This is a genomic window from Fusibacter sp. JL298sf-3 (genome assembly GCF_053842995.1).
Genome location: NZ_CM132608.1, coordinates 257102 through 280145 on the forward strand (window position 1 = coordinate 257102; position 23044 = coordinate 280145).

Below are 23044 nucleotides of genomic sequence, written 5' to 3' on the forward strand. Positions count from 1 at the left end.
TGCGCTAAGTCCTATTATAACAAAAAACCATGTGATGCACCATGTCTTATTCTAAATTTTCAAAGGCGGTGTTCAGCATAAGTTTGATTCGATTGAGTTGATTGACTTCGCTGGCACCAGGGTCGTAGTCGATGGCGACAATGTTGGACTTAGGATGCGTTTTTTTCAGTGACTTTATCATGCCTTTACCCGTAATATGGTTAGGCAAACACGCAAACGGCTGCATACAGACGATGTTGTCCACGCCGCTGTGCATAAGCTCTACCATCTCGGCTGTGAGGAACCATCCCTCACCCGTCTGGTTACAAAGAGAGAGGTGTTCTTTAGCGAGATCTCCGAGGTCGTGTATCGGTTTTGGCGCTTCAAACCGCTTGCTTTTCGCCAGTGCCTTGGTCATTGGAGACCGGTATTGTTCCAGCAGTTTGATGAGGACTTCGCTAGTGATTCGGTTTTTAAAAGACCCCGAGAGTTCTTTGTGTTTGACAATAGCGTTGTAGGCGCAGTAGCTGAAAAAGTCGAGTAAATCCGGCATTACAGCTTCTCCCCCCTCGCCTTCTATAACATCGACGATGTTGTTGTTGGCAGTGGGATGGAATTTGACGAGTATCTCACCCACGAGACCGACTTTCGGTTTTTTAACAGCCTTAAGCGGTAGGGTGTCAAACGCCTCGACAATTTGTTTGACATTGTTTTTAAACGCTTTTCGACCTTCGAATTCAATGTCGTGTTTACACTTCTCCGTCCATCGCTCGTAAAGGGCGTTTGCGGCACCCGGCTCGGCTTCGTACGGACGCGTTTTGTAGAGCACCCGCATAAACAAGTCGCCGTAGATCATCGCTTGAATGAGTCGTTCCAGCATCGGGAGCTTGACTTCAAATCCGGGGTGGGACTCGAGGCCTTGCGCACTTAAGCTGATGACGGGCACTTGTTTGATGCCTGAATCGCTCAAAGCCTTTCGGATAAAGGCGATGTAGTTGGTAGCACGGCATCCCCCGCCGGTTTGGGTGATGATTAAAGCGGTTTTATCGAGGTCGTATTCACCTGAGTTAATGGCTTTCATCATTTGCCCGACCACGAGAATGGATGGGTAGCAGGCGTCGTTATTGACGTATTTGAGCCCCTCGTCCACCGCTTTTTTATCTATAGATGGGAGGACTTTGATGTTGTACCCTTCTCGGCGCATAGCCGGTTCTAAAAATTGGAAGTGAATCGGCGACATCTGAGGCACTAAAATGGTGTGTGTCTTGCGCATTTCTTTTGTGAAAAGAACTTTTTTCGGCATTTCGTAAATGTCGTAGACCCGATGTTTTCTTTCACGCTGTTCAATAGCTGCAATGAGTGAGCGCACGCGGATACGCACGGCACCGAGGTTGTTGATTTCATCTATTTTAATCAATGTGTAGAGTTTGTGATGTTCTTTTAAAATCGACTGCACTTCGTCTGCTGTAACGGCATCGAGGCCACAGCCGAAACTCGTCAACTGTATGAGCTCCAGATCTTTTGACTCGGCGACGTAGGCGGCAGCATTGTAGAGCCGTGTGTGGTACATCCACTGGTCGACGGCGTTAAGTGGTCTTCTAACGGGTTTTAAATGCGCAATGGCATCTTCCGAAAGTACGACGAACCCAAAGGACTGGATAAGCTCCGGTATCCCGTGGTTGATTTCCGGATCGACGTGGTATGGGCGACCGGATAGGACAATGCCTTTTTTCTGATGCATTTTCATGTACTCGAGGGCGCGTTCCCCTTCTCTTCGAATGGCGGCCTTGTACGTGGACAATGCTTCGTAGCCAGCTTCCACAGCTGCGTCGACAGATTTCTTATCGAGCCCCCACGCTTTAAAGTACGCAGCGGCACGCTTTTTCATGTGCGGTGCTGAATCCAGTGGGAAAAACGGGTGGTGGTAATGGGTGTCCACCATTTTAAACGTCTCCACATTGGCGTTAATCGTTTCAGGGTACGAAGTAACCACCGGACAGTTGTAGTGGTTGTCAGCATTTTGATCCTCTTTAAGGTTGTAAGGGATGCTCGGGTAAAAAATATGATCCACTTCTTTTGCAATGAGGTCTTCTATGTGACCGTGCACCAATTTTGCCGGGTAGCAGACGCTTTCCGACGGAATACTTTCAATGCCCATTTCATAAATTTGCTTTGTCGAATGCGCCGAGAGCACCACTTGGTAGTTGAGCGTTCTGAAAAACGCTTCCCAAAACGGAAAATCCTCATAGAGGTTCAACACTCTAGGAATTCCAACTCGACCGCGTGGGGCTTCCAGTGTCTGTATCTTAAAGACTGTATCGTTTTTAAAGGCGTATAAATTCGGAATGTCGTGGTCCAACGTGTCGATACCCAGCCCTTTTTCACAGCGGTTGCCGGTGATGTACCGTTTGCCGTCTGAAAATTGGTTGATGGTCAAATGACAGAGATTGCTACAGCGACGACACCGTGCAGTGGACAGCTTCACAGAGAAATTGTCGAGTGCCTCAAGGTCGAGGAGTGTGGAGGTATGGGATTCAGTCCGGCGCTCTTTTGCAATGAGGGCACAGCCAAAAGCGCCCATTAGCCCGGCGATATTCGGTCGAACCACTTCTCTTTCAGAGATGCGTTCAAATGCTCTTAAAACGGCATCGTTGTGGAACGTACCACCTTGTACGACGATTTTACCGCCTAGATCGTCTTTAGAACGCATGCGAATTACTTTGAACAGAGCGTTTTTTATAACGGACACGGCGATCCCGGCAGAGATGTCGGCAACAGTGGCCCCTTCCTTTTGCGCCTGCTTGACGCGAGAGTTCATAAAAACGGTACATCGGGTTCCGAGGTCGACGGGTTTTTTGGAGAAAAGGCCAACTTTGGCGAAATCGGCGACGTCCATTCCCATGGCCTTGGCAAAGGTTTCAACAAAAGAGCCACAGCCTGAAGAACACGCTTCATTGAGCATAATGGATTCCAAAATACCGTCTTTTAAGCGCAGACACTTCATATCCTGCCCGCCGATATCTAAGATAAAATCGACGCCCTTTAGGAAGAAATCAGCGGCTTTGCTGTGTGCAACGGTCTCTATTTCTCCGAAATCGACGTCTAGAGCCGCTTTTAATAGGTATTCACCGTATCCGGTGACTGCCGATGAGGCGACGTAAGCGTCTTTCGGACAGACGCTGTAAAACTGCTTGAGTCCTTTGATAACGGATTCAAGCGGATTCCCCTCGTTGGACTGATAATGGGAAAAGACCACTTCATTCGATGCATTAATAGCGACGAGCTTTGTCGTGGTAGACCCGGCATCTATGCCGATGTAAAGCGGTCCCGATGCTGTTTCAATGGGGGCAGACTTTACAGCGTTTTTATCGTGTCGGGCTCTAAAGGCCTCGTAGTCAGCTTCTGATTCAAAGAGCGGTTTTAAGGCTTCTTTGCTGTCTTTTACTTCACAATAGACACTTGGCATTTTTTCGTATAGGCATTTGAACTCAATATCCCCACAACTTTCGGAAGAAAGTGCTGCGCCAAGTGCTACAAAGTATTCGGTGTGATTGAGTTTAATCTCATCCCGTTCCTCAAGTTTTAAGGTTTCTTTAAAACGCGTTTTAAGTTCAGGCATAAACGTCAACGGGCCACCGAGAAATGCTACTTTTCCTCGAATAGGTTTGCCACATGCGAGGCCGCCGATGGTTTGATTGACAACCGCCTGCAGGACACTTGCCGCAATGTCTTCTTTGGCAGCCCCTTCGTTAATCAGTGGCTGTACATCGGTTTTGGCAAAGACGCCGCATCTGGAAGCTATCGGGTAAATGTTTCGATGCGACGATGCCAACGTATTCAGCCCGCTGGCATCGGTCTTGAGCAATGAGGACATCTGATCTATAAAGGCGCCCGTGCCCCCTGCACAAGTACCGTTCATGCGCTGTTCGACAGAGTGACCAAAATACATAATTTTCGCATCTTCTCCGCCGAGTTCTATCGCCACATCGGTGTCGGGAGCGTAGCGCTTAATCGCTTTTGTACAGGCACTTACTTCTTGAATAAAGCCGGTGCCCAGTTCTTCTGCAAGTCCCAGCCCTGCAGAACCTGTAATCATCAATTTCAGCGTAAAACTAGAGAAAACCTCTTGCATGTCACTTAAGAGGTCTATCACCGTTTTTTTTATGTCTGAAAAATGTCTGCGGTAATCTTTAAATACAATTTCTTTATTTTCATCTAAGACGACGATTTTTACAGTTGTAGAGCCGACGTCTAATCCAACGTTTACTACGGATTTCATCTTTCACCTCAATTTGTTTAAAGACCGGCGTTTGCCATTTTTTCTTCTACGCGTTCTGCGAGAATAGTCAACGCATTTTGATTGGGGTCGACTTCGTTAGGCAAGCTGATCAAAGCATTGGTAATAAGTGTGTTTTTTAAGCCCAATTCTTGAATAAAATTGCTTGAAAAGGTATCGAGCGCCTGCTCTGCCTCTTCTTTAAAGGCAAAGGCGCGCTTCGGCATGACCAAGACAAGCGCGTTAGAACCGCGTTCAAAGACTTCATCTCCTTCATGTAAATACGCCTCGATTTTGGTGAGAAAAACTCTGAGAACTTTGGCATCTTTGGCGTCGGTATCTGTATAAACCGCCCTATCTTTATGAGTAAAGACGACGAGCCCGATACACATTTCGTAGTGCTCGCGAATCGCCTTTTTAACGGCGGTATAAATAGCGGATTCCAACTGCTTAGGCGATGTTTCAGGCAGGCGTTTGGCCGCCTCTGCCGCCAAGATGTGTTCGGCCAACTTGTTTTTCAAGTAGTCCAAATCGTAGGGTTTTAAAATATAATCAGCGGCGCCTCTCTTAATGGCCTCCACAAAAGAATAACGGGTATTCATGCTTGTGAGGATGACGAAAAGCGTCTCTGTATGTAGTCGGTGCATTTTTTCGAGCAAGTCAAAGCCATCCTCTGCACCGAGATTTAAATCTGTTACAACCAAGTCATAGGGAGGGTCTGCCGCGTTCATTCGATTGACGGTTTCGTGAACAGTCGTCGCTTGATGCACTTCTACGTCAAACTCTGACAACAATTTTTTTATTCTGTATGAAGTCGATATGTTGACGTCTACAACCAATAGATAGGTCATAACTCCCTCCCATTTCTTATTTTTTGAGTTTTAACTGTCGACGCACTTTGGGCCTTATAACTTTGAGATTTTGGCGTTCAAAACTGCTGTACCCTTTTTCATCGAGCTTTTGTTCCACGTCGTCTTCAATTAGCGTTTTAGCAAGCACGCAAACAGGTACCCCTAGGAACATGCCGAGGAGACCAAATGCAGCGCCACCTGCTGTGACGGCAATGACAATCCAAAAGGCGCTGACGCCTACGGAGTCACTTAAAATCATCGGTCCGATAACCCAACCGTCCAACTGTTGGATGATTAAGATAATGATCAGTATCCAAAAGACATTCCACGGTTCTGTCGGCGTCGCGACAAAAGTAATAATCGCAGAAGGCACAGCGCCGATAAACGGACCAAAGTAAGGAATCATATTGGTGATGCCGATGATAACGGCAATGAGCATGTTGTATTCGAATCCGGCGACTTTTAAAATTACAAAAGATAAGACGCCGATGATAAAGCTGTCGAGCAGTTTCCCGACAAAGAAGTTCTTAAAAATATCATCTGCTAAGTTGCCGATGTAGTAAATGCGTTCAGCGGTTTCGTCTTTAAAGTAAGCAAAGACCGTTCGCTTAATCCGCGCGAGCAAATCTCGCTTTTCCGCCAACATGTAGATGGCGATAATCAGAGAGACCATAAAGCTGATGACGCCTGTTGTCACGCGCTGTAATTCGCCGACGATGACGAGGAGCGCCGTCCCGGTGAAGTTGGTCACCTTTTGAATAAAAGGATTGAGAGCGTCCATGAGCATCTGCTGAATCTCTGTCAAATAGGGATTGTCAAAAGACAGCTTGTCCAGCACAGTCATATCGATGCGTATGTTACTCACGGTTGTAATAAGCGATGCCGTGGCATCGACAATCTTCGGAACGATAATGAGGCCTATCAAGGCAATGGTCATGGCAAAGAGTATCAGTGTAATGGCGATACTGACACCGCGTTTCAGTTTAAATCGATTCTCAAGTGCTTTAACGACGTAGTCGAGCATATAGGCGACGACAAGTGCGTAGAGAATCGGCGTTATGCCGTTCATAAGAACTGACCAGACATTTGAACGCGTTACCAGCACAAAGACGATTGCGACGATAAATGAGGCCTTTATCAGCCATTTGAGATTGAGTGCCTTCAAATAAAAGTCCTCCTTAATTTTTCACTATACTTTATTATACACCAAAAGAATACCCCTTAATAGCTTTTTTAAGAGTTGTTTATTAAGTGTTTATATTCTTATCAACTTTGATGTGGTAATAAATGCATTAATGTGGCGATTTAATAGATGAGAAAAGTGCCCTGTGTATTAAGTGCTAAAAAAAGCTTTTGATTCAAAAAAACATGAACCAAAAGCTTAGTAATACGTAGTGCTAAACTTTAAAATTAGTAGTCGCTGTCTGACTTGCCGCCGTTTGCAATAGCAACCGAGGCTGAAGCCCCAATACGCGTCGCGCCGGCTTCAATCATTAGGCGCGCGGTTTCAGAATCTCTTACCCCACCGGAAGCTTTGACTTCAAGTGCCTCTCCAACGGTGTCTTTCATCAACTTGACGTCGGCTGCTGTAGCACCGCCGGTACTAAAGCCCGTTGACGTTTTGACAAACTGCGCTCCGGCTTCCTTAGAAAGTCTACAGGCTCTCACCTTCTCCTCTTCGGTTAAAAGGCAAGTCTCAATAATGACTTTAAGAATTGCGTGCCCCTTAATGGCGTCGACGACAGCTCGAATGTCTTCCAAAACAAACGCATCTTTCTTGTCTTTTAAAGCGCCGACATTGATGACCATGTCGATTTCGTTTGCACCGTCTTCTACGGCTTGCTTCGCTTCAAGTGCTTTTAATGCCGTTGTGTTTTGTCCAAGGGGAAAACCGATGACAGATGTTACTTTTACATCGGAACCCTTTAGCGCTTCTGCGACGGTTTTCACATAATAAGGGTTGACGCAAACAGAGTAAAAATGATGTGTTTTGGCTTCTGTACAAACCTTGAGGACATCGGCTTCCGTTACGTCAGGTTTTAAAATCGTATGGTCGATATACTGTGCTAAATTCATAGACTCACCTCTTTCGTTTAATCACCTCAATCATAACCAATACATACCCAAGCGTCAAATAAAAACGCGTCTTTTTATAAAGAAGTTACAACGACTTCTCGTATACTGACGGTTTTAATGTCGCAATATAAGGCAAATTTCGGTACTTTTCAGCGTAGTCTATGCCGTAACCGACAATGAACTCATCGGGGATTTTAAAGCCCTTGTAATCGATGTCGAGGTCTGCGATGCGACGCTCCGGTTTGTCGAGCAACGTGCAGATTGCCACGCTGTTAGGCTTTCGGGTCAAGAAGTTTTTAATCAGATACTTGAGTGTGAGACCGGTGTCGATAATATCTTCTACGATGAGGATGTTCCTGCCCTCTATGCTGAAGTCTAAATCTTTCATAATCTTTACAACACCTGAGCTCTCGGTGGAATGCCCATAGCTTGAAGCTGCGATAAAGTCGATTTGAATCGGTTCGTCAATAGCGCGCATCAAGTCGCACATAAACACATTGGCCCCTTTTAGGACGCCAATCATCAACAGGTCTTTGCCTTTATAATCACGGGTGATTTGATCCGCGAGCTCTTTTACTTTCGCCGAGATCACGTCTTCCGAATACAAGATTTCTTTTATATCGTTTTGCATGTGTCTACTCCTTTAACTCTTATAATACGTGTCACTATCATAATACCATAAAAATTAGAGGATAAAAACGAATTCTTTTGTCCCGAGTTTGACGACGTTACCACTGGCTAAGGTGAACGAATTTTCTATCTTTTCACCGTCGACAAATGTACCGTTTTTTGAACCGAGATCTTTAATGTAGTAAGCGTTCCCCAGCTTGCCTATTACGGCGTGTTCTTTGCTGATTTCGGGGTCGTTTAGACAGATGTTGCAATGTGTTCCCCTGCCGATGCTGTTGATTTCAAAATGTAGGGTGTGCACGATGCGGCGGTCTTTTTTATCGATTAAGCAGCCGCTGAGCGGCATGAACACCGTTGCTGTCGCCGTTTGGTAGACGGGCTTTTTCTCAGGCGTCGGCGACGTCTTGTTAAATTTATTTAACAACCTATCGATAAAGCGGTTTTTTTCGTCGGTAGGTGCCACCTGAGCAGTAGGTGCTGTTTGTAAAGAAGTTACAAGGGTGTTGAGGTCGAAATGTGCTTTTTTCAGTAACCCCATATCGAAATCGTTTAAGTTCAAGTTGGATTCAATGAGCACGCTTCTGGTAAAATCAAGGAGTGCATCTTCTGATTCCAGCGTCTGTGAAGGCGCGTAACAGAATTTAAATGACGACACGTCGGGATCGAAAAAGACATGTGTCATCTTGAACACAATTTGTCGTTGACGCAACATAAATTTTTCAACCGTTTTTTGGACGTGAAGGATGTCTTTCAGCAAGACGAGAAGATGCTTTCTCTCAAAAAAACCCATAGACAGCAGGCTCTCTACGGACTTGTACGCAGTCGTCGGCTGGTAGACGAGTGTGTAAGCTGCGTTTTTTTCGTCAAAGAGAAATTGAATCGGCAAAAGCTCGGGAATGTGAGCATGTGTTAAGATGTCTTTCTCGAGCTTTTCCATATGAACCTGCATTATTTCTGCCTTTACCATACCATCGACATGATATTTTTAATATTGGTTTCATCCTTGATGCCATCTGTTAGACTTTTGAAAAAATCAAAGACGAAATCCTTCAGAAGAAAGGCCAAGCCTATGAGCACTGCGATAATAATAACAACTTCCAGTGTGCCCATCCCCTCTTCGTTTTCCATTAATGGTTTTAAAAACTGTTTCATTTATTGCTTCCTCCTCTTTTATAATGTCAACATCACAGGCGAAACTGCAATGATGATAACGCTGATAAGCGACAGTGATAGCAAAAATGTCAACTGTACGCTGATTTTTTCCGATTTTTGTTTAAAGGCTTCAAAACGCTCGTTGAGCATGTCTTCTGCAGCTTTTTCAAGGGTTGCCATAAGGTGCACGCTCCCCGTTTTCTTGCTTTGACTAATGAGCCGAGCCACGCGTGAGACCGTTTCGCTGTTGAGATGCCGTGTGTAATAGATGAGCCCTAGTGTCGGATTGGCGCGAATGGCGAGCTCGTGCCGGTAGGCCTCGGGCATATCGAGATTTTCGGCGGCCAATACAAGCGCCTGATCGACAGTTAATCCAGAATTGACATTGAGTACGAAAGACTGAATATAACTGGGGAGCTTGAGTTCAAATGGCGAAAGTACACGCCGCTTTAGTCCCGCTTGTATCAGCTTTTCGTCGATAGCGGCATTGCCTTTTTCCAGCGCGGTTTTTAGATTTTTGAACATGTGAACATCCTGCTTAAATGTCGACAGAAATTGAGACGATTTTTTGCCCAATCCATTTCATGGCGACGACGATGGCAAAGGCGACGAGCATAATACCACGCCCTGTAAGCGTTGTGTACAGCGGTACCAAGTAGCTTTCAGAACTCATATTGATAAAGGCGATAATACCAATCGGCGCAAGGCAAAGAATGGACTGTTCCAGCTTCTTTTGAAAGAGAATGGACTTGATTTCTCGTCTGATCTTGTTCTTGGCGTGCAATTGGTTGAGAATAATGCCGACGACAATGCTGACCGAGGCCCCTGTTCGTTTGGATTGACCGAGCATCTCTACCAGTATTCGCGCTTCTTCTATAGGAAACGCTTCTTTTATAACCGCGTAAACCGGCGCGTCGTCACCGCTGAAGTGCACCTCTTTTTTCATGCGCTGGATATAGGGCGCCAACCGCTTCGGAAAATTTTCCGATTCCAATTTTAGCAATGCGTTGTTGAAGTTCAGGCCTACTGAAAGGTTTGCGTGCAACTGGTTGAGCCAATCGGTAAACTCAAAGAAATGTGTGCTGTACATGGCCTTGTCGTATAGAGGGCTCCAGCGAAAGAGTGCCATAATAGCGCCGGCTACTATGGGAATGCCGATAAAGTCGTTAAAGAAAAAATAGTAGCCCAACGTATAGAAGGCCATGTCAACGGTGAGTTTTTGATAATCTTTCAAGGTATCGCCTCATTTTCTGTTTATTTTGCATCCGCGCTCGTATTTCAGTGGCGGAGACCTCTGGCATCTCGGCGTCATAAAGTGGGGTCAGACAATAGGTATCCGATTGCTTGGCGACTTCGCCCACATAGGAAACTTGACGTTTGCCTAAAGGCGTCCGCTCAATGTAGACGACAATGTCCACGGCAGAGATAATTTGTCTGCGAATAAGCGCCGGATCCATATCTGAGTGACTGCTGGCGATGACTTCTAGACGGACGAGCATATCGAGGGCTGAATTGCTGTGTCCCGTGGAGACCGAGCCGTCGTGACCGGTGTTCATAGCCTGTAGCATATCGAGCGCTTCGTCGCCGCGCACTTCCCCGACGATTATTCTGTCAGGACGCATACGCAGGGCATTTTTTATAAGTGCCGACATGGTCACTGGCGATTGTGAATTCCCCTGCCGCGTTTCAAGGGCAACTGAGTTGGGAATGTGGTCAATCTTTATTTCCGATGCGTCTTCGATGACGATGACACGCTCTTCCGAAGGAATATGACGACTCATGCAATTTAAGAAGGTCGTTTTCCCAGACCCCGTTCCCCCTGCTACAAATATATTGTAGCGCGCCTTAAAGACGTCTTCGAAGAAGTCGCAGAGTGCCGGCGTCAACATCCCACTTTCGACGAGGTCTTCAGGGGCATTAAATGCACAGAGAAATTTTCGGATGGTGACAATAGGCCCTTTAACGGCAACGGGGTCTAAGATGACGTTGACGCGAGAACCGTCTTTTAGACGGGCATCCATCGTCGGCTTGCTAAAGTTGACCTCCCGACCGACCTCCGTCGCAACTTTTTGAATCCAAGCATCGAGATGCTCTTTTTCTGAAAAGGCGATGTTGCTTTGTGAAAGACGCCCTTTTTTTTCTACAAAGATTGGCGCGAGACCGTTAATCATGATTTCACTGATGTCGGGATCGTCTAAAAGCGGCTGGACAATATCGTATTTTAGGATGGCATCTTCCAGCCTTTGTACATACGCCAGTTTTTCGACCACTGTAATGTCTGTTTGATTTTCTAGAACGGTTTTGATGCGTTCTTTTACAGCGGCTGTTTCCAAAGTTTCCAGTTGGTCGATGACCAATCGCTTGTAGTGTTCCAATTGACTAAACGATTCTATTGCCATAGGTGCCCTGCCTCTCTATAATTTTCAAGCCACTGTACCTTGCCGATCCATTCGATGACCTCTAGTTTGAGGGCGGGTTTTAAAGTTTTTAAAGCGCTGAGCAGTCGGTTGCCTTCGGCTTTTTCAGTCAAGTAGAAAATTTTGTGAACTTTCTCTAGACATTTGTAAGCCAGTTCATTTTTTAGTGGTGCGTCCAATAGAAAGACAGGTTTGTGTCTGGCGACGTCGTCGATTAAGAAGAGCACCCACGACACCGGCGGCATCATAAGATCCTGCAAAGTGGTGAAAGCGTTTACACGACCGCGGATTTGTCTTGACAACTGTGATTTTTCAATTGCTGAACTGTTGATGTACTGGAACATGTCGATGCTCTCTGCATCACCTAAATTGAGGTCTAAGACGGCGCAGTCTTCGTGGTGCGTCGCCAGCTCGTCGACAAATTGCAACAACTGCTCATAGGGGACATCACCGGTGACCAGTGCAATCGGTGTCGCCGACCCCATTATTTTTTCGACGATGGCTTCGACACTTTGATATTTGTACACGTTATTTGGACATACCGCTTCTATACTGCCACTGAACACGTAATGCCGCTGTTGCTTTAAGAAGTCTTCAGCGACTTGCCCTATGGTGGCCTCGTCAATTAAGAGTACATCCCCCGGTTTAAAAAAATAATCCTGATAGTGATGGATGTATAGGTTTTCTTTTAAGTGATGCTGAGCGCGGTTGTAAAAACGCTCCATGTAGTGTGAATGCAGAAAAACAAACACTATAACCTCCTAAAATATGTCATGTTACTATCTATATGATAAACCATAAAATGGAATATATCAATAGTTAATTCTATATTTTGGAATTTTATTTTATGTGGTATGTTTTGCACAATTAAATGGTTTTTACTGAAGACGCTTCGCGTCGAAAATTCGAAGGAAGTCTTGGGGTTCACGTCTTGTTGTTTAAGTAAAAACGGCTCTAACAACATTTGACACGCTTTTAGCGTAGAAAAACGTCTTTCGCTGATGTGTTCTCGCGTTGAACATTCGCGAGAACACTTTAGGCTCAACGTTTGTTGTTAATGAAAAAAAACGCCGGTCACAATCGACCGGCGTTTCCGCATAACATTATTTTTTATTTTTCTTTTTAGGCTGGCTGTACGGGAATTTCTTCAAATATATTTTCTCGTTGCGCGTCCACAGCACGATACCGTAAACGACACCGAAGATAATGAAGATGGCTACAGAGGTAATCAGTTGATAAATCAACCCGTCTGTAGGTGCCTTGGTCAACCAGTTGAGCAAGGACAGAAGCAACCAGTAGAGCACAAAAGTCACTCCGCCCCACGTTAAAACGCCAAATTTAAAGACGAAGGCCCACTTGCCCCCTTCTCGGCGCGTATGCCAATTTTCTAGGACGTTTTTTTCATACTCTTTTTTTCGTTCTTCTCTTTTACTTGAATTAAACATGTGTAGCTCCTCGTGTCCTATATCATCGAGATTCAATTAAAATAGAGTGCGTATCCGTGTCCAGCAAAAATATCGATGACAATGCGGGACTTTGTTGAGAGATTTTAACGCCGCAATGATGCGCTTTTTTTAACTGTGCACGAGACAAGACACTAGACTGGATGTGTTCCGTCTTCTTTATTAGTTAACTCGGGGTCGAGTTTGTATTTCTCAGCTTCTCTGTACTTGAAATAGTCCATAGCGACTTGCGGGAAGAGCGTGTACGAAAGTACGTCTTCCTCTTCTTCGAGGAATTCTTTCATCTTGTTGCGTTCCTCTTGAAGTTGCGGCTTAATAATATCGGCCGGTCTGCAAGTGATAACTTCTTGGTCGCCAATGATTTTCTTGATGATTTCATCGCTAATCGGAACGGTTGGCTTGCCGTACATCCCTTTTACATACTCTTTAATTTCTTTAGGAACCATCTTATAGCGTTCGCCCATAATGACATTGAGTACGGCTTGAGTACCGACCATTTGGCTCGTCGGTGTCACCAGTGGTGGGTAACCGAGGTCTTCTCTTACGCGCGGTACTTCTTTGAGCACGTCCTCGTATTTGTCCATTGCATTTTGTGCTTTGAGCTGAGAAACGAGGTTGGAAAGCATGCCACCAGGTACTTGGTAAACCAAAGTATTGATGTCGACGCCGAGCATCTTCGGATTCAGAAGCCCTGTATCCAACGCTTTTTGGCGAATCGGCGCAAAGTATTGCGTGATTTTGTCCAGTGACTTGAGATCCATTCCCGTGTCGTACTCTGTTCCCGCAAGTGCAGCGACGAACGGTTCTGTTGCAGGTTGCGATGTCCCCAGCGCAAATGGTGAAATCGCCGTATCGAGAATATCGATGCCGGCTTCCACGGCTTTGAGATAGGACATACTCGCCAAACCACTTGTGTAGTGCGAATGCAGTTCAAGTGGCACGTCCACTTTTGCCTTAATGGCTCTGACGAGTTTCTCAGTTTCATAAGGTGTCAAAAGTCCCGACATATCTTTGATACAGATAGAATCAGCCCCCATAGAAGCCATCCCCTGTGCCAGCTCAACATAAGTGTCGATGGTGTGAATTGGACTGATGGTGTAAGAAATAGCAGCCTGTGCGTGTCCACCTTCTTTTTTACAGGTAACAAGGGCTTTTTCGATGTTGCGCAAGTCGTTGAGCGCGTCGAAAATTCGGATGATGTCGATGCCGTTGCCTATAGAGCGCTTGACAAATTCCTCTACAACATCGTCGGCATAGTGCTTGTAGCCGAGAATGTTTTGTCCTCTTAAGAGCATTTGAAGTTTTGTGTTCTTAACGTGTTTTCTAATGGTTCTGAGTCTTTCCCATGGGTTTTCACTTAAATATCTTAACGATGCATCAAAGGTCGCACCTCCCCAGCATTCGAGCGCATGGTACCCGACACTGTCCAAACTCTCTAAGATGGGGACCATCTCTTTCGTGGTCAGTCTCGTTGCGATGAGCGACTGATGAGCATCTCTTAAAATCGTTTCCGTTATTTTAATTTTAGCCATTTGGTTCCTCCTCGTGTTATTCATGAAAAGTGTAACATTTGGCTAAATGACTGTACAGTTTTTTTTAAAAGTGTTACTATTATAATGGCTAAATAATTTAATACTTTAGCCGGTTTACTTTATTAATTATGGGGAGCTGTCACATGGACATTACGGACTTAAGGATTTTGAAAATTTTACAGAATGAGGGTCGAATTTCGATGAAGGAACTCGGTCTTAGAGTGAATTTGACGTCACCGGCGGTATCCGAGCGGGTTAAGCGATTGGAGGAAAATGGTGTTATCGAGGGCTACACAGCCATTGTAAACCCTAAAAAACTCAATTTGTATGTAGAGGCCATTGTACAAGTGAGTATGAAAGTCAGCGAGCACGCGCGTTTTAAAAAATTTGCCAACGTCGAGCCCACCATTATAGAGTGCCATCACGTTACTGGTGAAGAATGTATGACGGTCCGAGTCGTCTGTCAAAACACCCATGAGCTCGAAGAAATTTTAGATAAAATTCAAGCCATTGGAAACACCAAGACGTCGATTATTCTTTCGAGTCCACTTAAACGCAAAGCGGTTTTACCGACGACGGATTTTGAACTTTAGCACCTACAGCCCTTTCCGCAATTTGACGGAAGGGCTTTTTTAATGCGAGGGATTTAAACACAGTAGACAAAAAAATAAAAAAAAATCCTCTAGATAGAAACCAGAGGAAATAGGGGGGAAATATATTATACTTAAAAAAGCTTTAAGTATGGTATTTTTTATATACCCCTCTTTTTTGAGTTTACACAGATTTCATCACTCAATTTCAAAATGATACCCTGTAAACGCGTATTTGACATTGGCTTGAAGCGTCGTCTTCAGTCGCATGTACCCATCGATGCCCGTACAGTGATTGGTGTAGAGATTTTGAATGCCGAAAATTGAAAAGCGCTGTAAATGACTGTCGAGTTCGTGTAAAATATCCCCGTTAAAGTGCATGCCGCCGCAAACGGCGTAAATCTTCTTGCCCGTCTTTTGATAGGCCGTTTTTAAAACGTTGAGGATGCCCTTGGGTGAACAGCCTGTAAAGAGGACTTGTTTGTTTCGGTATCTCAGCACCATAAAGAGCTCGGAAGAGGCTTTCTGGGGATCTGTCTCACGCTTTAAGTAATCGTCTTCTCCTGAGCCATAAACATAGATATCGGTAATCAAATGAATCTTATCGTCTAAAATCAAGTCTTTTTTCAAATAGACGAACTTGTTGTTGTACCTTGAGAAGCGCTTTTGTACGCCCTGAGCCTCTGTGGCAAACGGACAGGCCTTTAAATAAATCACCGCTGTGTCGTTGACCTTTAGAAAGGCTTCTAGCCCTTCGAGATGCTCGTGGATGTGGCTGATGACCACATAGTCCACATCGGAGAGCTCCACACCGAGCACACCGGCATTGTGTAAAAGGGCTTCGCTTCGCCCCGTTCCGAACAAAATACGCTTCTGATTGAATTGAATTAAAAAAGACAAACCGTGCTCTGCAATAAGGCCTTCTCCATATACCACATTATCAACTAATGTTAAAATTTCCATCTTCACCTCGTGTTTGTCTGACTTTTTCAAAAAATGCTTACGCGAGTTCAATGGCGATGACTGTCCACGAGACCTGATCGCCGCCTTCAAGGGTGTATTTTAGAAGGGCATAGCCCGCACTATGACCGTCTTCAAAGTACCCGAGAACCCACTGGGTATTGATTAATTTAAATTCTTGTGGAAACCAGCGCATAGTACCGCCGAGCGACCCGTCGTAAGGGATTTCAAGAGACGCCTCGAGAACGCTTTCATAAAACGCGTCGAGCGACTCAAAACCGGCATCGGTTATGCGCTTCACAGCGTACTCTGAAGGGACAACGGCTCGTTCCTTAAGGGCATCGAGCTCTTTTTGGAGCGTTTCAATAGTCTTTTTCCCCGAAGCCACTTCTTTTAAGAGGGCTTCGATTTCAGCCTCTTTTGCCTCAAGTGTTGACAGGTCTGTTTCAGAAGCGTTTTTCAACGCGGTGTTTTCCGTTTTTAATCGATTGAGACTTTGGGTCTGGCTGACGACACCAATTAAAAGCAATACCACTAAAGCACTTAAAGCAAGGGTTGTTACCTTAAAGCGATTTGCTTTCATAGCGAACCTCCTCCCCTATACAATACGGTGAATGGTTTTCAACAAATCTTTGACGACCTCGCCCCCGACGATAAGTCCGGCGACAGAAGGGACAAAAGCAATACTTCCAGGGACCTGACGTCTCGTACTGCAATTTCTCTGAACGTCTTTTGGACAAATACAGTTGGTTTTACAACTCGAGTCCGGCGTCTCAATAGGCTTCATTGCCGGTTCTTTAGAATAAACGACTTTCAACCCTTTGATGCCTCTGTTCTTCAACTCTCTTCTCATAACGCGTGCAAGTGGACAAACCGATGTTTTGTAGATGTCAGTAACTTCAAACTGAGTCGGATCGAGCTTGTTGCCGGCGCCCATGCTACTGATAATGGGCACGCCGTGTTCAGCGGCCTTCTCCACTAAAAGCAGCTTTGAAGAAACGGTATCGATGGCGTCGACGATGTAGTCGAGGTCTTCATAAGGAATCTCATCTGCCGTTTCTGCACCAAAGAAGCAACGGTTGGCATGAACCACGGCATCCGGGTTAATATCTAGAATGCGCTCTTTCATAACGTCGACTTTGACGCGTCCCACGGTTCGACGTGTGGCAATGAGCTGACGGTTGATGTTGGTGAGGCAGACTTTGTCATCGTCGTAGAGGTAGAAAGTCCCGACACCTGTTCGCGCAAGCGCCTCTACTGTAAAAGAGCCGACGCCCCCGACGCCGAATACGGCGACTTTTTTGTGTTTCAAATGGTTTATACCCATTTCTCCAATCAGTAACTCAGCTCTAGAAAACGCATTTAACATATATTTCTTCTCCTTAAAATTTCCTATTAATCATTTGTGGTTTTGATGCTATCACACATTATAACACATGTAAAATACAAGATTCTAGAGACTTGAGAAAATTTCTCACTATTTCGATTAGCATTTGAATAAAATCCACCTACAGGTGGCGAGTTCGTATTTGAGGACAAATACTTTTTCATAAGCGCCGTCGTAACAGAGGCATTTGTAGACCCACATGGCATTTCCGGCGAGCTTTTCAAACGAGCGCTCGACAATCTTTGAAATTTTGAGAACTTGACCTTCTGATGCCGTCTCAAAAATGCGAAATCGGATGGGGGTGATTTGGCCGTCGGCATCGAACCAGGAGATGACTTCAATCGACTTGTTGACCACTTTCATAGCACACTTCCCATCATAATAAACTCGTCTTCTCCGACGCCGCCGGAGACGGCCGGCACACCGCTGTTCAACAAACAGCCTCGTACGAGAACGTCCTTGCTGTATTTTGTTCTAAGGGCGTCTAGTGTGGCGTCCAACTTTAAGCGCTTGTCTCGTTTGGCGCCTTCAAAGAGGTCGTATTGTACAAAGTCATCGCGTGTCAGTGCGCTAGTGGCGACGCCGAGGTGTCGCAGCGGCGTGCCGTCCCAGAGAGCTTTCAATAGCATTCTGGCTTCATTAAAGAGCGTCAGTGTGCTCTCAATAGGGTGTTTGACTTTAATCTGTTTGGAGCGGGTCTCAAACAGGTGATTTTTTACATGAACCTGAACGACTTGAGCTCGTATCCCCTTTTCTCTGAGGCGTGCGCCTACGGACTCGCACAAACTCAGAAGCACCAACTCTGCTTCTTCAACCCTATCGACGTCATAGCCAGTCGTCGTGGAATTGCCAATGCTTTTCTCGGGAATGTGACCGTTTTTTTGTACGGGAGAAAGGTCTATGCCGTTGGCGTATTGCCATATGAGAACCCCATGTGACTTCAATTTGGATTTTAGATAAGCCGGTTCCAACGCGGCCAAATCGCCTATAGTGAGTACCCCCATCTGTTTGAGTTTTTTAAATGTCGCACGCCCTACCATAAAAAGGTCACTTACGGGAAGAGGCCATAGCTTCTGAGGCACTTCTTCCGGATAAAGGGTACTGACGCCGTTGGGCTTTTTCAGCTCGCTGGCCATTTTGGCGAGCAGCTTGTTGGTGGATACGCCGATGCTCACTGTAAACCCCAGTTCTCTGTAAATCGTTTGCTGAATTTTATAGGCTGTGGCCACCGGTTCTCCGAAAAGTGCCTGAGCCTCTGTGTAGTCGACAAAGCACTCGTCGATGCTGTAGCGTTCAATCTCCGGAGAAAAGCGCTTAATAACATCGACCATTGCTTCAGAGCTCTTGACGTAAAGCCCATAGGTCGGAGGCACAACTGTTAAAATCGGACATTTTTTAAAAGCCTCCATTAGCGACTCGCCTGTTTGAATCCCGTATTTTTTGGCCGATAAGCTCTTGGCGAGCACAATGCCATGACGCCTTTCAGGATTGCCCCCTACTACTGCCGGGATGTCCCTTAAATCTCTTTTTTCACCGCGTTGCAATCGATGAACGGCTTCCCAAGATAGGTAAGCGCTGTTCACATCGATATGAAAAATAACACGTTTCATGTTCCCACCTTCTTACTCACAATAATAAATCGAACGCTTGTTCTATTTATTATTATACAGAACAAACGTTCGAAAGTAAAGGTGCCAAAGGGGGATGAACTTACTTTTTATTTATGCGCATTAACTATAAGGGCAATCCCGGGTAAATTTCTTCTTCAACAGCATTTTCTACTGCAAAAGGGTACCATTCAAAAAGTGCTTCCAAATCCATATTGTTAATATTTTCACTAAAATCTTTGAAATAAAAAAGGTTTTCCATGTCAAATTCCTCTTCTTTTAACGGGTTTTCCATTAAAAAATGCGATGTCCAGTGATTACAATCGTTACTTTTAATCATAATCGTCATCTCCTCTCACTATAAAAGGCTTTAAAAAGATAAATTTCGTTAAAATATTATCATATACATGTATACATTTTAGCACAAATGGTGTCTTGTGTCAAAGGGGGACGGTTCTTTTGTGCCAGATTTCACTAATATTTTACATATCATGCCTCTTGATTGAACTGAAATCAGCGGTTCTTTAGGTGAACGCTCTTTCTCCCCCGCCTCTGCAAATGAGAATATAGGGTATGGGCATTTAAAGACGTCCTACGACAAACCAACATAAAAAAACCCGCTATTACCTACAATAGCGAGTTTTAAAATGGTAAATTATAGGGTTTTACGGCACAAAAGAACCGTCCCCCTTTAAAGTGACCAGCACAATCTCCGGTCGATTAAACACCCTAAATGGAAAAGCACTGTTGCCGAGACCGCGGCTGACCACCATGGCCGTTTCACCGGACTGGTGAACACCCGCTGTGTATTGAGGGAGCAAGCCTTGGTTTGGCGCATATAAGCCGCCTACAAATGGCAGGCGAATTTGTCCACCGTGAGCGTGTCCGGAAAAGACTACCGCTGCGCCGGATTCCACGTAGAGGGGGAAGCGCTCCGGGCGGTGAGAAATGACGAGACTGTAGGGCGACGTAATGAGCGCATCCAGTGTCCTCGCCATATCCCCACCGAACATTGGATCGTCTACCCCGATGATGTCGAGACCATTTGAAAGCGTCGCTTTTTCGTTGCGCAACACGTGAACGCCCAGCGCTTGAAAGGCCGCTTCCATTTCGGGATAAGCGCTTACGCGTTCTTCGTGATTTCCCGTGGCGTAATACACCGGTGCAATCGCCACGAGTGCTTTCATGGCCTCAATGGCCACTTCGATGTCCGTGCGCCGGCTGTCGACCACATCACCGGACACCACAATGATATCCGGCGTCAATTCGGCCACCTGTCGAGACAGTCGGTCGCCAAACGACTTGTTGTGCAAGTCGGATAGATGGACGATTTTAAAACCGTCAAAAGTCTGTGGAAGCCCCTTAGGACTCAGAGTGACTTCGTTAACGGTGAGTGCGTTGTTTTGCCAGTATAAAAAAGCGCTCAGGGCAATGAGGCCCACGAGCGCAATCTGCCACCATTTCATCTTTTAACCTCCGTTATTCTAAACCGTATCGCCGAATGACATCCAGCTCTTCTGCCGTCAAGCAACCGGCTTCATACAACTGTAAAAACTCTTCAGAAACACTTTTGTGGAAAAACAGCAAATCATCTGTATTAACAGTGACTTTTAGCCCTGCGTCGAAAAGTTTTCGGATAGGATGATTCTCTATAGAAGCCACCGCTCCGAGAACGACATTGGAAGTCGGACAGAGGTTCAGGCGGACGCCGTCTGCCTTGAGACGTGCCATCCCCTTAGGATCCGCGTGAAGGGCGATGCCATGCTGTAAGACATCGGGTTTTAAAAAGTCGTAGACGGCTAGTGTCGTCTCAGCATCAGAAAATTCTCCAATGTGTATTTTCGTCTTGAGCCCCAGCGCCTTGGCGCGAAGCAGACACCGCTGCGTAAGCGCCGGTTGGTAGTAGCGCTCTTCGCCGTAAAAATCGATGGATTCAAAGACGCCGCTGTCGAGACACGGCCATAGAAAGTGCGCCACCATGTTTTCAGAGAAGCCTTTAAAGACGCCGACTTCGGGTTTGAAAGTCAAACGGTCTTGAAACCGGCGCTTGCACTTTTGAATATAGCTGAAGAAAGCTTCGGGTGCCTCGGAATAGTAAGAGAGCCACCCGCAGTCAATACTGGGTTCAATAACAGTCACGCCGTCAGTTACCGCATGGGCAAGTGTCGCCTCGAGTAAAAACTCAAAGCCTTCTCGCGACGCCACATATTTTGCCGTCGTAGCCATATAGGCATCCATTTCGGCGATGCCCGCCATCTTCTTAGGCGGAGGCGGAAGCGGATGACCGACCCATTGCTCAAAGGTTTCAAAGCGCATGCCGAGGCCGGCGTGGTTGTGAAGGTCGGCTTTGGGAACGGTTTGAAGCGCTTTTAAATCTTTGCTTTTTAAAGCGTCTATAAATTTTTCAGAATCGGTCACAAAGACCTCCTATGCTTTCTTTGCCGTTATGACGAGCGGCAATTTCTCTGAGTCAAACGCCGATGCGTCAAAACCACTAAAGACCTCAATCGATTCAAAGCCTATCTGCTTCATCGCCACCAAAAGTGGTTTTTGAAGCAGTGGGAAGAGCTGCGTCGAACTTTCGAGGGTTTCCGAAGTGTCCTTTAAAGTCAATGTAGAAGCAAAGGTTATTCGGTCGCCTACGTATTGGTATCGGCGTTCAAATCGAACGCATGCGTTGTCGATAAGGGGGAGTGCCTCTAGGCGTTCGTTTAAAATTTTATCGTAATTTAAAAGTTGCAAGACCAATGTCCCACCGTGTGAAAGCACTTTGTAAAAAGCGGCTAAGGTCTTTGAAATGGCTTCAAAGTCTTCAAGGTGAACCAGCGTGTTACCGATACAATAGACGCCGTCAAAAGATTCTGCGGGAAAAACGGCGCCGACGGCGGTCATATCGAGTTCGATGATATGTATCGCCTCATAAGCCGCAGTCACTGTCTTAGCCACCTGAATTAAATCACTGCTCAAATCGATGCCTGTAATCTGATAGCCGTTTGCCGTATCCGCCAGCGCCGCCGCTACACGGCCATCTGCACAGCCGATGTCCAGCAGCTTGCTCTTGGGTTTAAAGCAGTTGCTGAGAAAGGCCTTCTTTTGACCGACGGGGAAAACGTGGTGGTAAACTGGCGCGAGATTTTTATAAAACATTTGGCACCTCCAATGTTGTTTTAATTTTCAGTATATTCTTCTATATTATCATTATTTTGACGAAAAGACAATTTTATTAATAGATTGACATAGTCGCTTGCAGCAGTTGGCCCCTCAATTGGAAAAGGATGCATACCGTAGCATGCATCCTTTTTGGTGCTTAACCTTTACAGCGCTTGTACATAGGTGTCAATAGCGGTTTTCAGGTAATTGGCACAGCCTGCCTCCGCCTTGTCATAATAGGCCTTAAAGCGGTCGTCGGCGATATACATTTCACCGAGACCCTTGTGCGCCTGCGCATCGTAGTGCCCCCAGGCCATTTCAATCCATCGACGGTGCATTTCACCGATTTTACGCCGTGTCTCGAAGGCGTTGTCCTCCATTGCCACGGCCTCGGCGAGCGCCTCTAAAATAGAGGCACCTAGAACTTGCATCTCGTGGAATGTCTCTTCTGACATGCCTTTAAAAGCATTTACAGACGCATTGACTGCAGCCTCCCCGTATTTCGCTCTGATTTCCTCACCGTACTGCACCTCGTTTTCCGAGAGCATCTTTTCCTTTAATCCTTTGAATTTATCGCCATCTTTCATGGTACGACCTCCTCTTTTAGCTTCAATGGAGCGCTCGACAGTATCGATTAAAACGTCGAGCCGCTTTTTTTCTTCAAGGAGGGCCGTTCTGTGTGCTTCCAGTGCAGAGACGGCATCGAAATCCCCGTCGTCTAAAATCGACTGAATGGCCTTTAAAGAAAATCCCATGCGCTTGTAAAGTCGTATCTGCTGCAGCCGCTCTACTTCGGCCTCGCCATAGAACCTGTAGCCCGAATCATCGATTTTACAGGGGTTTAAAAGTCCGACGCTGTGGTAGTAACGCAACGTTCGGGGACTGACCCCCGCAAGTTTTGAAAGACCGTCTACTTTGTACATCAGAACACCTCCTAAAAAAAGCATACACCATGACGCAGCGTCAAGGTCAAC

The 23044-nt window shown here is 45.8% G+C and carries 24 protein-coding genes; 1 reads left to right on the forward strand and 23 read right to left on the reverse strand.

Annotated features, from left to right (window positions below; all coding sequences use genetic code 11):
• Positions 1 to 46: 46 nt before the first annotated feature.
• From ACR6HW_RS01225 to ACR6HW_RS01285, 13 genes are all read right to left on the reverse strand, one after another.
• The gene (locus ACR6HW_RS01225) at positions 47 to 4258 is read right to left on the reverse strand and encodes an acyl-CoA dehydratase activase-related protein (protein WP_455729348.1); all 4212 of its coding nucleotides are present in this window, start codon (positions 4256 to 4258) and stop codon (positions 47 to 49) included.
• Between the two features lie 17 nt (positions 4259 to 4275).
• Positions 4276 to 5106: a response regulator gene (locus ACR6HW_RS01230; RefSeq protein WP_455729349.1), complete on the reverse strand. Its 831-nt coding sequence runs from the start codon at positions 5104 to 5106 to the stop codon at positions 4276 to 4278.
• A 16-nt stretch (positions 5107 to 5122) separates the two neighbouring features.
• Complete coding sequence (locus tag ACR6HW_RS01235) at positions 5123 to 6271, reverse strand: AI-2E family transporter (protein WP_455729350.1); 1149 nt, start codon at positions 6269 to 6271, stop codon at positions 5123 to 5125.
• 245 nt (positions 6272 to 6516) lie between these two features.
• On the reverse strand, positions 6517 to 7182 hold the full coding sequence (gene deoC, locus ACR6HW_RS01240) for a deoxyribose-phosphate aldolase (RefSeq protein ID WP_455729351.1): 666 nt from the start codon (positions 7180 to 7182) through the stop codon (positions 6517 to 6519).
• Positions 7183 to 7267: 85 nt separating this feature from the next.
• Positions 7268 to 7813, reverse strand: a complete 546-nt coding sequence (gene hpt / locus ACR6HW_RS01245; protein ID WP_455729352.1) for a hypoxanthine phosphoribosyltransferase — start codon at positions 7811 to 7813, stop codon at positions 7268 to 7270.
• A 54-nt stretch (positions 7814 to 7867) separates the two neighbouring features.
• Positions 7868 to 8779 (reverse strand): FHA domain-containing protein, encoded by a 912-nt coding sequence (locus ACR6HW_RS01250; RefSeq protein ID WP_455729353.1) that lies wholly within the window; start codon positions 8777 to 8779, stop codon positions 7868 to 7870.
• Complete coding sequence (locus tag ACR6HW_RS01255; protein ID WP_455729354.1) at positions 8773 to 8964, reverse strand: Flp1 family type IVb pilin; 192 nt, start codon at positions 8962 to 8964, stop codon at positions 8773 to 8775. The genes ACR6HW_RS01250 and ACR6HW_RS01255 overlap by 7 nt, the downstream gene beginning before the upstream one ends.
• An 18-nt stretch (positions 8965 to 8982) precedes the next feature.
• Positions 8983 to 9489 (reverse strand): hypothetical protein, encoded by a 507-nt coding sequence (locus tag ACR6HW_RS01260; RefSeq protein ID WP_455729355.1) that lies wholly within the window; start codon positions 9487 to 9489, stop codon positions 8983 to 8985.
• A 13-nt stretch (positions 9490 to 9502) separates the two neighbouring features.
• On the reverse strand, positions 9503 to 10198 hold the full coding sequence (locus ACR6HW_RS01265) for a type II secretion system F family protein (RefSeq protein ID WP_455729356.1): 696 nt from the start codon (positions 10196 to 10198) through the stop codon (positions 9503 to 9505).
• Positions 10170 to 11363: a CpaF family protein gene (locus ACR6HW_RS01270; protein ID WP_455729357.1), complete on the reverse strand. Its 1194-nt coding sequence runs from the start codon at positions 11361 to 11363 to the stop codon at positions 10170 to 10172. Before ACR6HW_RS01270 ends, ACR6HW_RS01265 begins: the two co-directional genes overlap by 29 nt.
• A complete protein-coding gene (locus ACR6HW_RS01275; RefSeq protein WP_455729358.1) occupies positions 11354 to 12133 on the reverse strand; it encodes a hypothetical protein in 780 nt (259 codons plus the stop codon). Before ACR6HW_RS01275 ends, ACR6HW_RS01270 begins: the two co-directional genes overlap by 10 nt.
• A 351-nt stretch (positions 12134 to 12484) precedes the next feature.
• Positions 12485 to 12826 (reverse strand): hypothetical protein, encoded by a 342-nt coding sequence (locus ACR6HW_RS01280; protein ID WP_455729359.1) that lies wholly within the window; start codon positions 12824 to 12826, stop codon positions 12485 to 12487.
• Positions 12827 to 12978: 152 nt separating this feature from the next.
• The gene (locus ACR6HW_RS01285) at positions 12979 to 14376 is read right to left on the reverse strand and encodes an oxaloacetate decarboxylase subunit alpha (protein ID WP_455729360.1); all 1398 of its coding nucleotides are present in this window, start codon (positions 14374 to 14376) and stop codon (positions 12979 to 12981) included.
• Positions 14377 to 14519: 143 nt separating this feature from the next.
• Between ACR6HW_RS01285 and ACR6HW_RS01290 the strand changes: the two genes are divergently transcribed.
• The gene (locus tag ACR6HW_RS01290) at positions 14520 to 14969 is read left to right on the forward strand and encodes an Lrp/AsnC family transcriptional regulator (protein ID WP_455729361.1); all 450 of its coding nucleotides are present in this window, start codon (positions 14520 to 14522) and stop codon (positions 14967 to 14969) included.
• Between the two features lie 195 nt (positions 14970 to 15164).
• On the opposite strand, the gene ACR6HW_RS01295 is transcribed toward ACR6HW_RS01290, so the two are convergent.
• The 10 genes from ACR6HW_RS01295 to ACR6HW_RS01340 all read right to left on the reverse strand — a co-directional run bounded on the left by ACR6HW_RS01295 (position 15165) and on the right by ACR6HW_RS01340 (position 22993).
• The gene (locus tag ACR6HW_RS01295; RefSeq protein WP_455729362.1) at positions 15165 to 15929 is read right to left on the reverse strand and encodes an MBL fold metallo-hydrolase; all 765 of its coding nucleotides are present in this window, start codon (positions 15927 to 15929) and stop codon (positions 15165 to 15167) included.
• Between the two features lie 37 nt (positions 15930 to 15966).
• Positions 15967 to 16509 (reverse strand): hypothetical protein, encoded by a 543-nt coding sequence (locus ACR6HW_RS01300; protein WP_455729363.1) that lies wholly within the window; start codon positions 16507 to 16509, stop codon positions 15967 to 15969.
• A gap of 15 nt (positions 16510 to 16524) precedes the next feature.
• Positions 16525 to 17295, reverse strand: coding sequence for a tRNA threonylcarbamoyladenosine dehydratase (locus tag ACR6HW_RS01305; RefSeq protein WP_455729364.1), 771 nt, complete (start codon positions 17293 to 17295; stop codon positions 16525 to 16527).
• A gap of 117 nt (positions 17296 to 17412) precedes the next feature.
• Positions 17413 to 17676 (reverse strand): hypothetical protein, encoded by a 264-nt coding sequence (locus ACR6HW_RS01310; RefSeq protein WP_455729365.1) that lies wholly within the window; start codon positions 17674 to 17676, stop codon positions 17413 to 17415.
• Positions 17673 to 18923: a DNA polymerase Y family protein gene (locus ACR6HW_RS01315; RefSeq protein ID WP_455729366.1), complete on the reverse strand. Its 1251-nt coding sequence runs from the start codon at positions 18921 to 18923 to the stop codon at positions 17673 to 17675. The genes ACR6HW_RS01310 and ACR6HW_RS01315 overlap by 4 nt, the downstream gene beginning before the upstream one ends.
• A 124-nt stretch (positions 18924 to 19047) precedes the next feature.
• Positions 19048 to 19260, reverse strand: a complete 213-nt coding sequence (locus ACR6HW_RS01320) for a hypothetical protein (protein ID WP_455729367.1) — start codon at positions 19258 to 19260, stop codon at positions 19048 to 19050.
• Positions 19261 to 19585: 325 nt separating this feature from the next.
• On the reverse strand, positions 19586 to 20386 hold the full coding sequence (locus ACR6HW_RS01325; RefSeq protein ID WP_455729368.1) for a metallophosphoesterase: 801 nt from the start codon (positions 20384 to 20386) through the stop codon (positions 19586 to 19588).
• Positions 20387 to 20399: 13 nt separating this feature from the next.
• Positions 20400 to 21338: an amidohydrolase family protein gene (locus tag ACR6HW_RS01330; protein WP_455729369.1), complete on the reverse strand. Its 939-nt coding sequence runs from the start codon at positions 21336 to 21338 to the stop codon at positions 20400 to 20402.
• A 9-nt stretch (positions 21339 to 21347) separates the two neighbouring features.
• Positions 21348 to 22067, reverse strand: coding sequence for a class I SAM-dependent methyltransferase (locus ACR6HW_RS01335; RefSeq protein WP_455729370.1), 720 nt, complete (start codon positions 22065 to 22067; stop codon positions 21348 to 21350).
• A 167-nt stretch (positions 22068 to 22234) separates the two neighbouring features.
• Complete coding sequence (locus ACR6HW_RS01340; protein WP_455729371.1) at positions 22235 to 22993, reverse strand: MerR family transcriptional regulator; 759 nt, start codon at positions 22991 to 22993, stop codon at positions 22235 to 22237.
• Between the last annotated feature and the right edge of the window lie 51 nt (positions 22994 to 23044).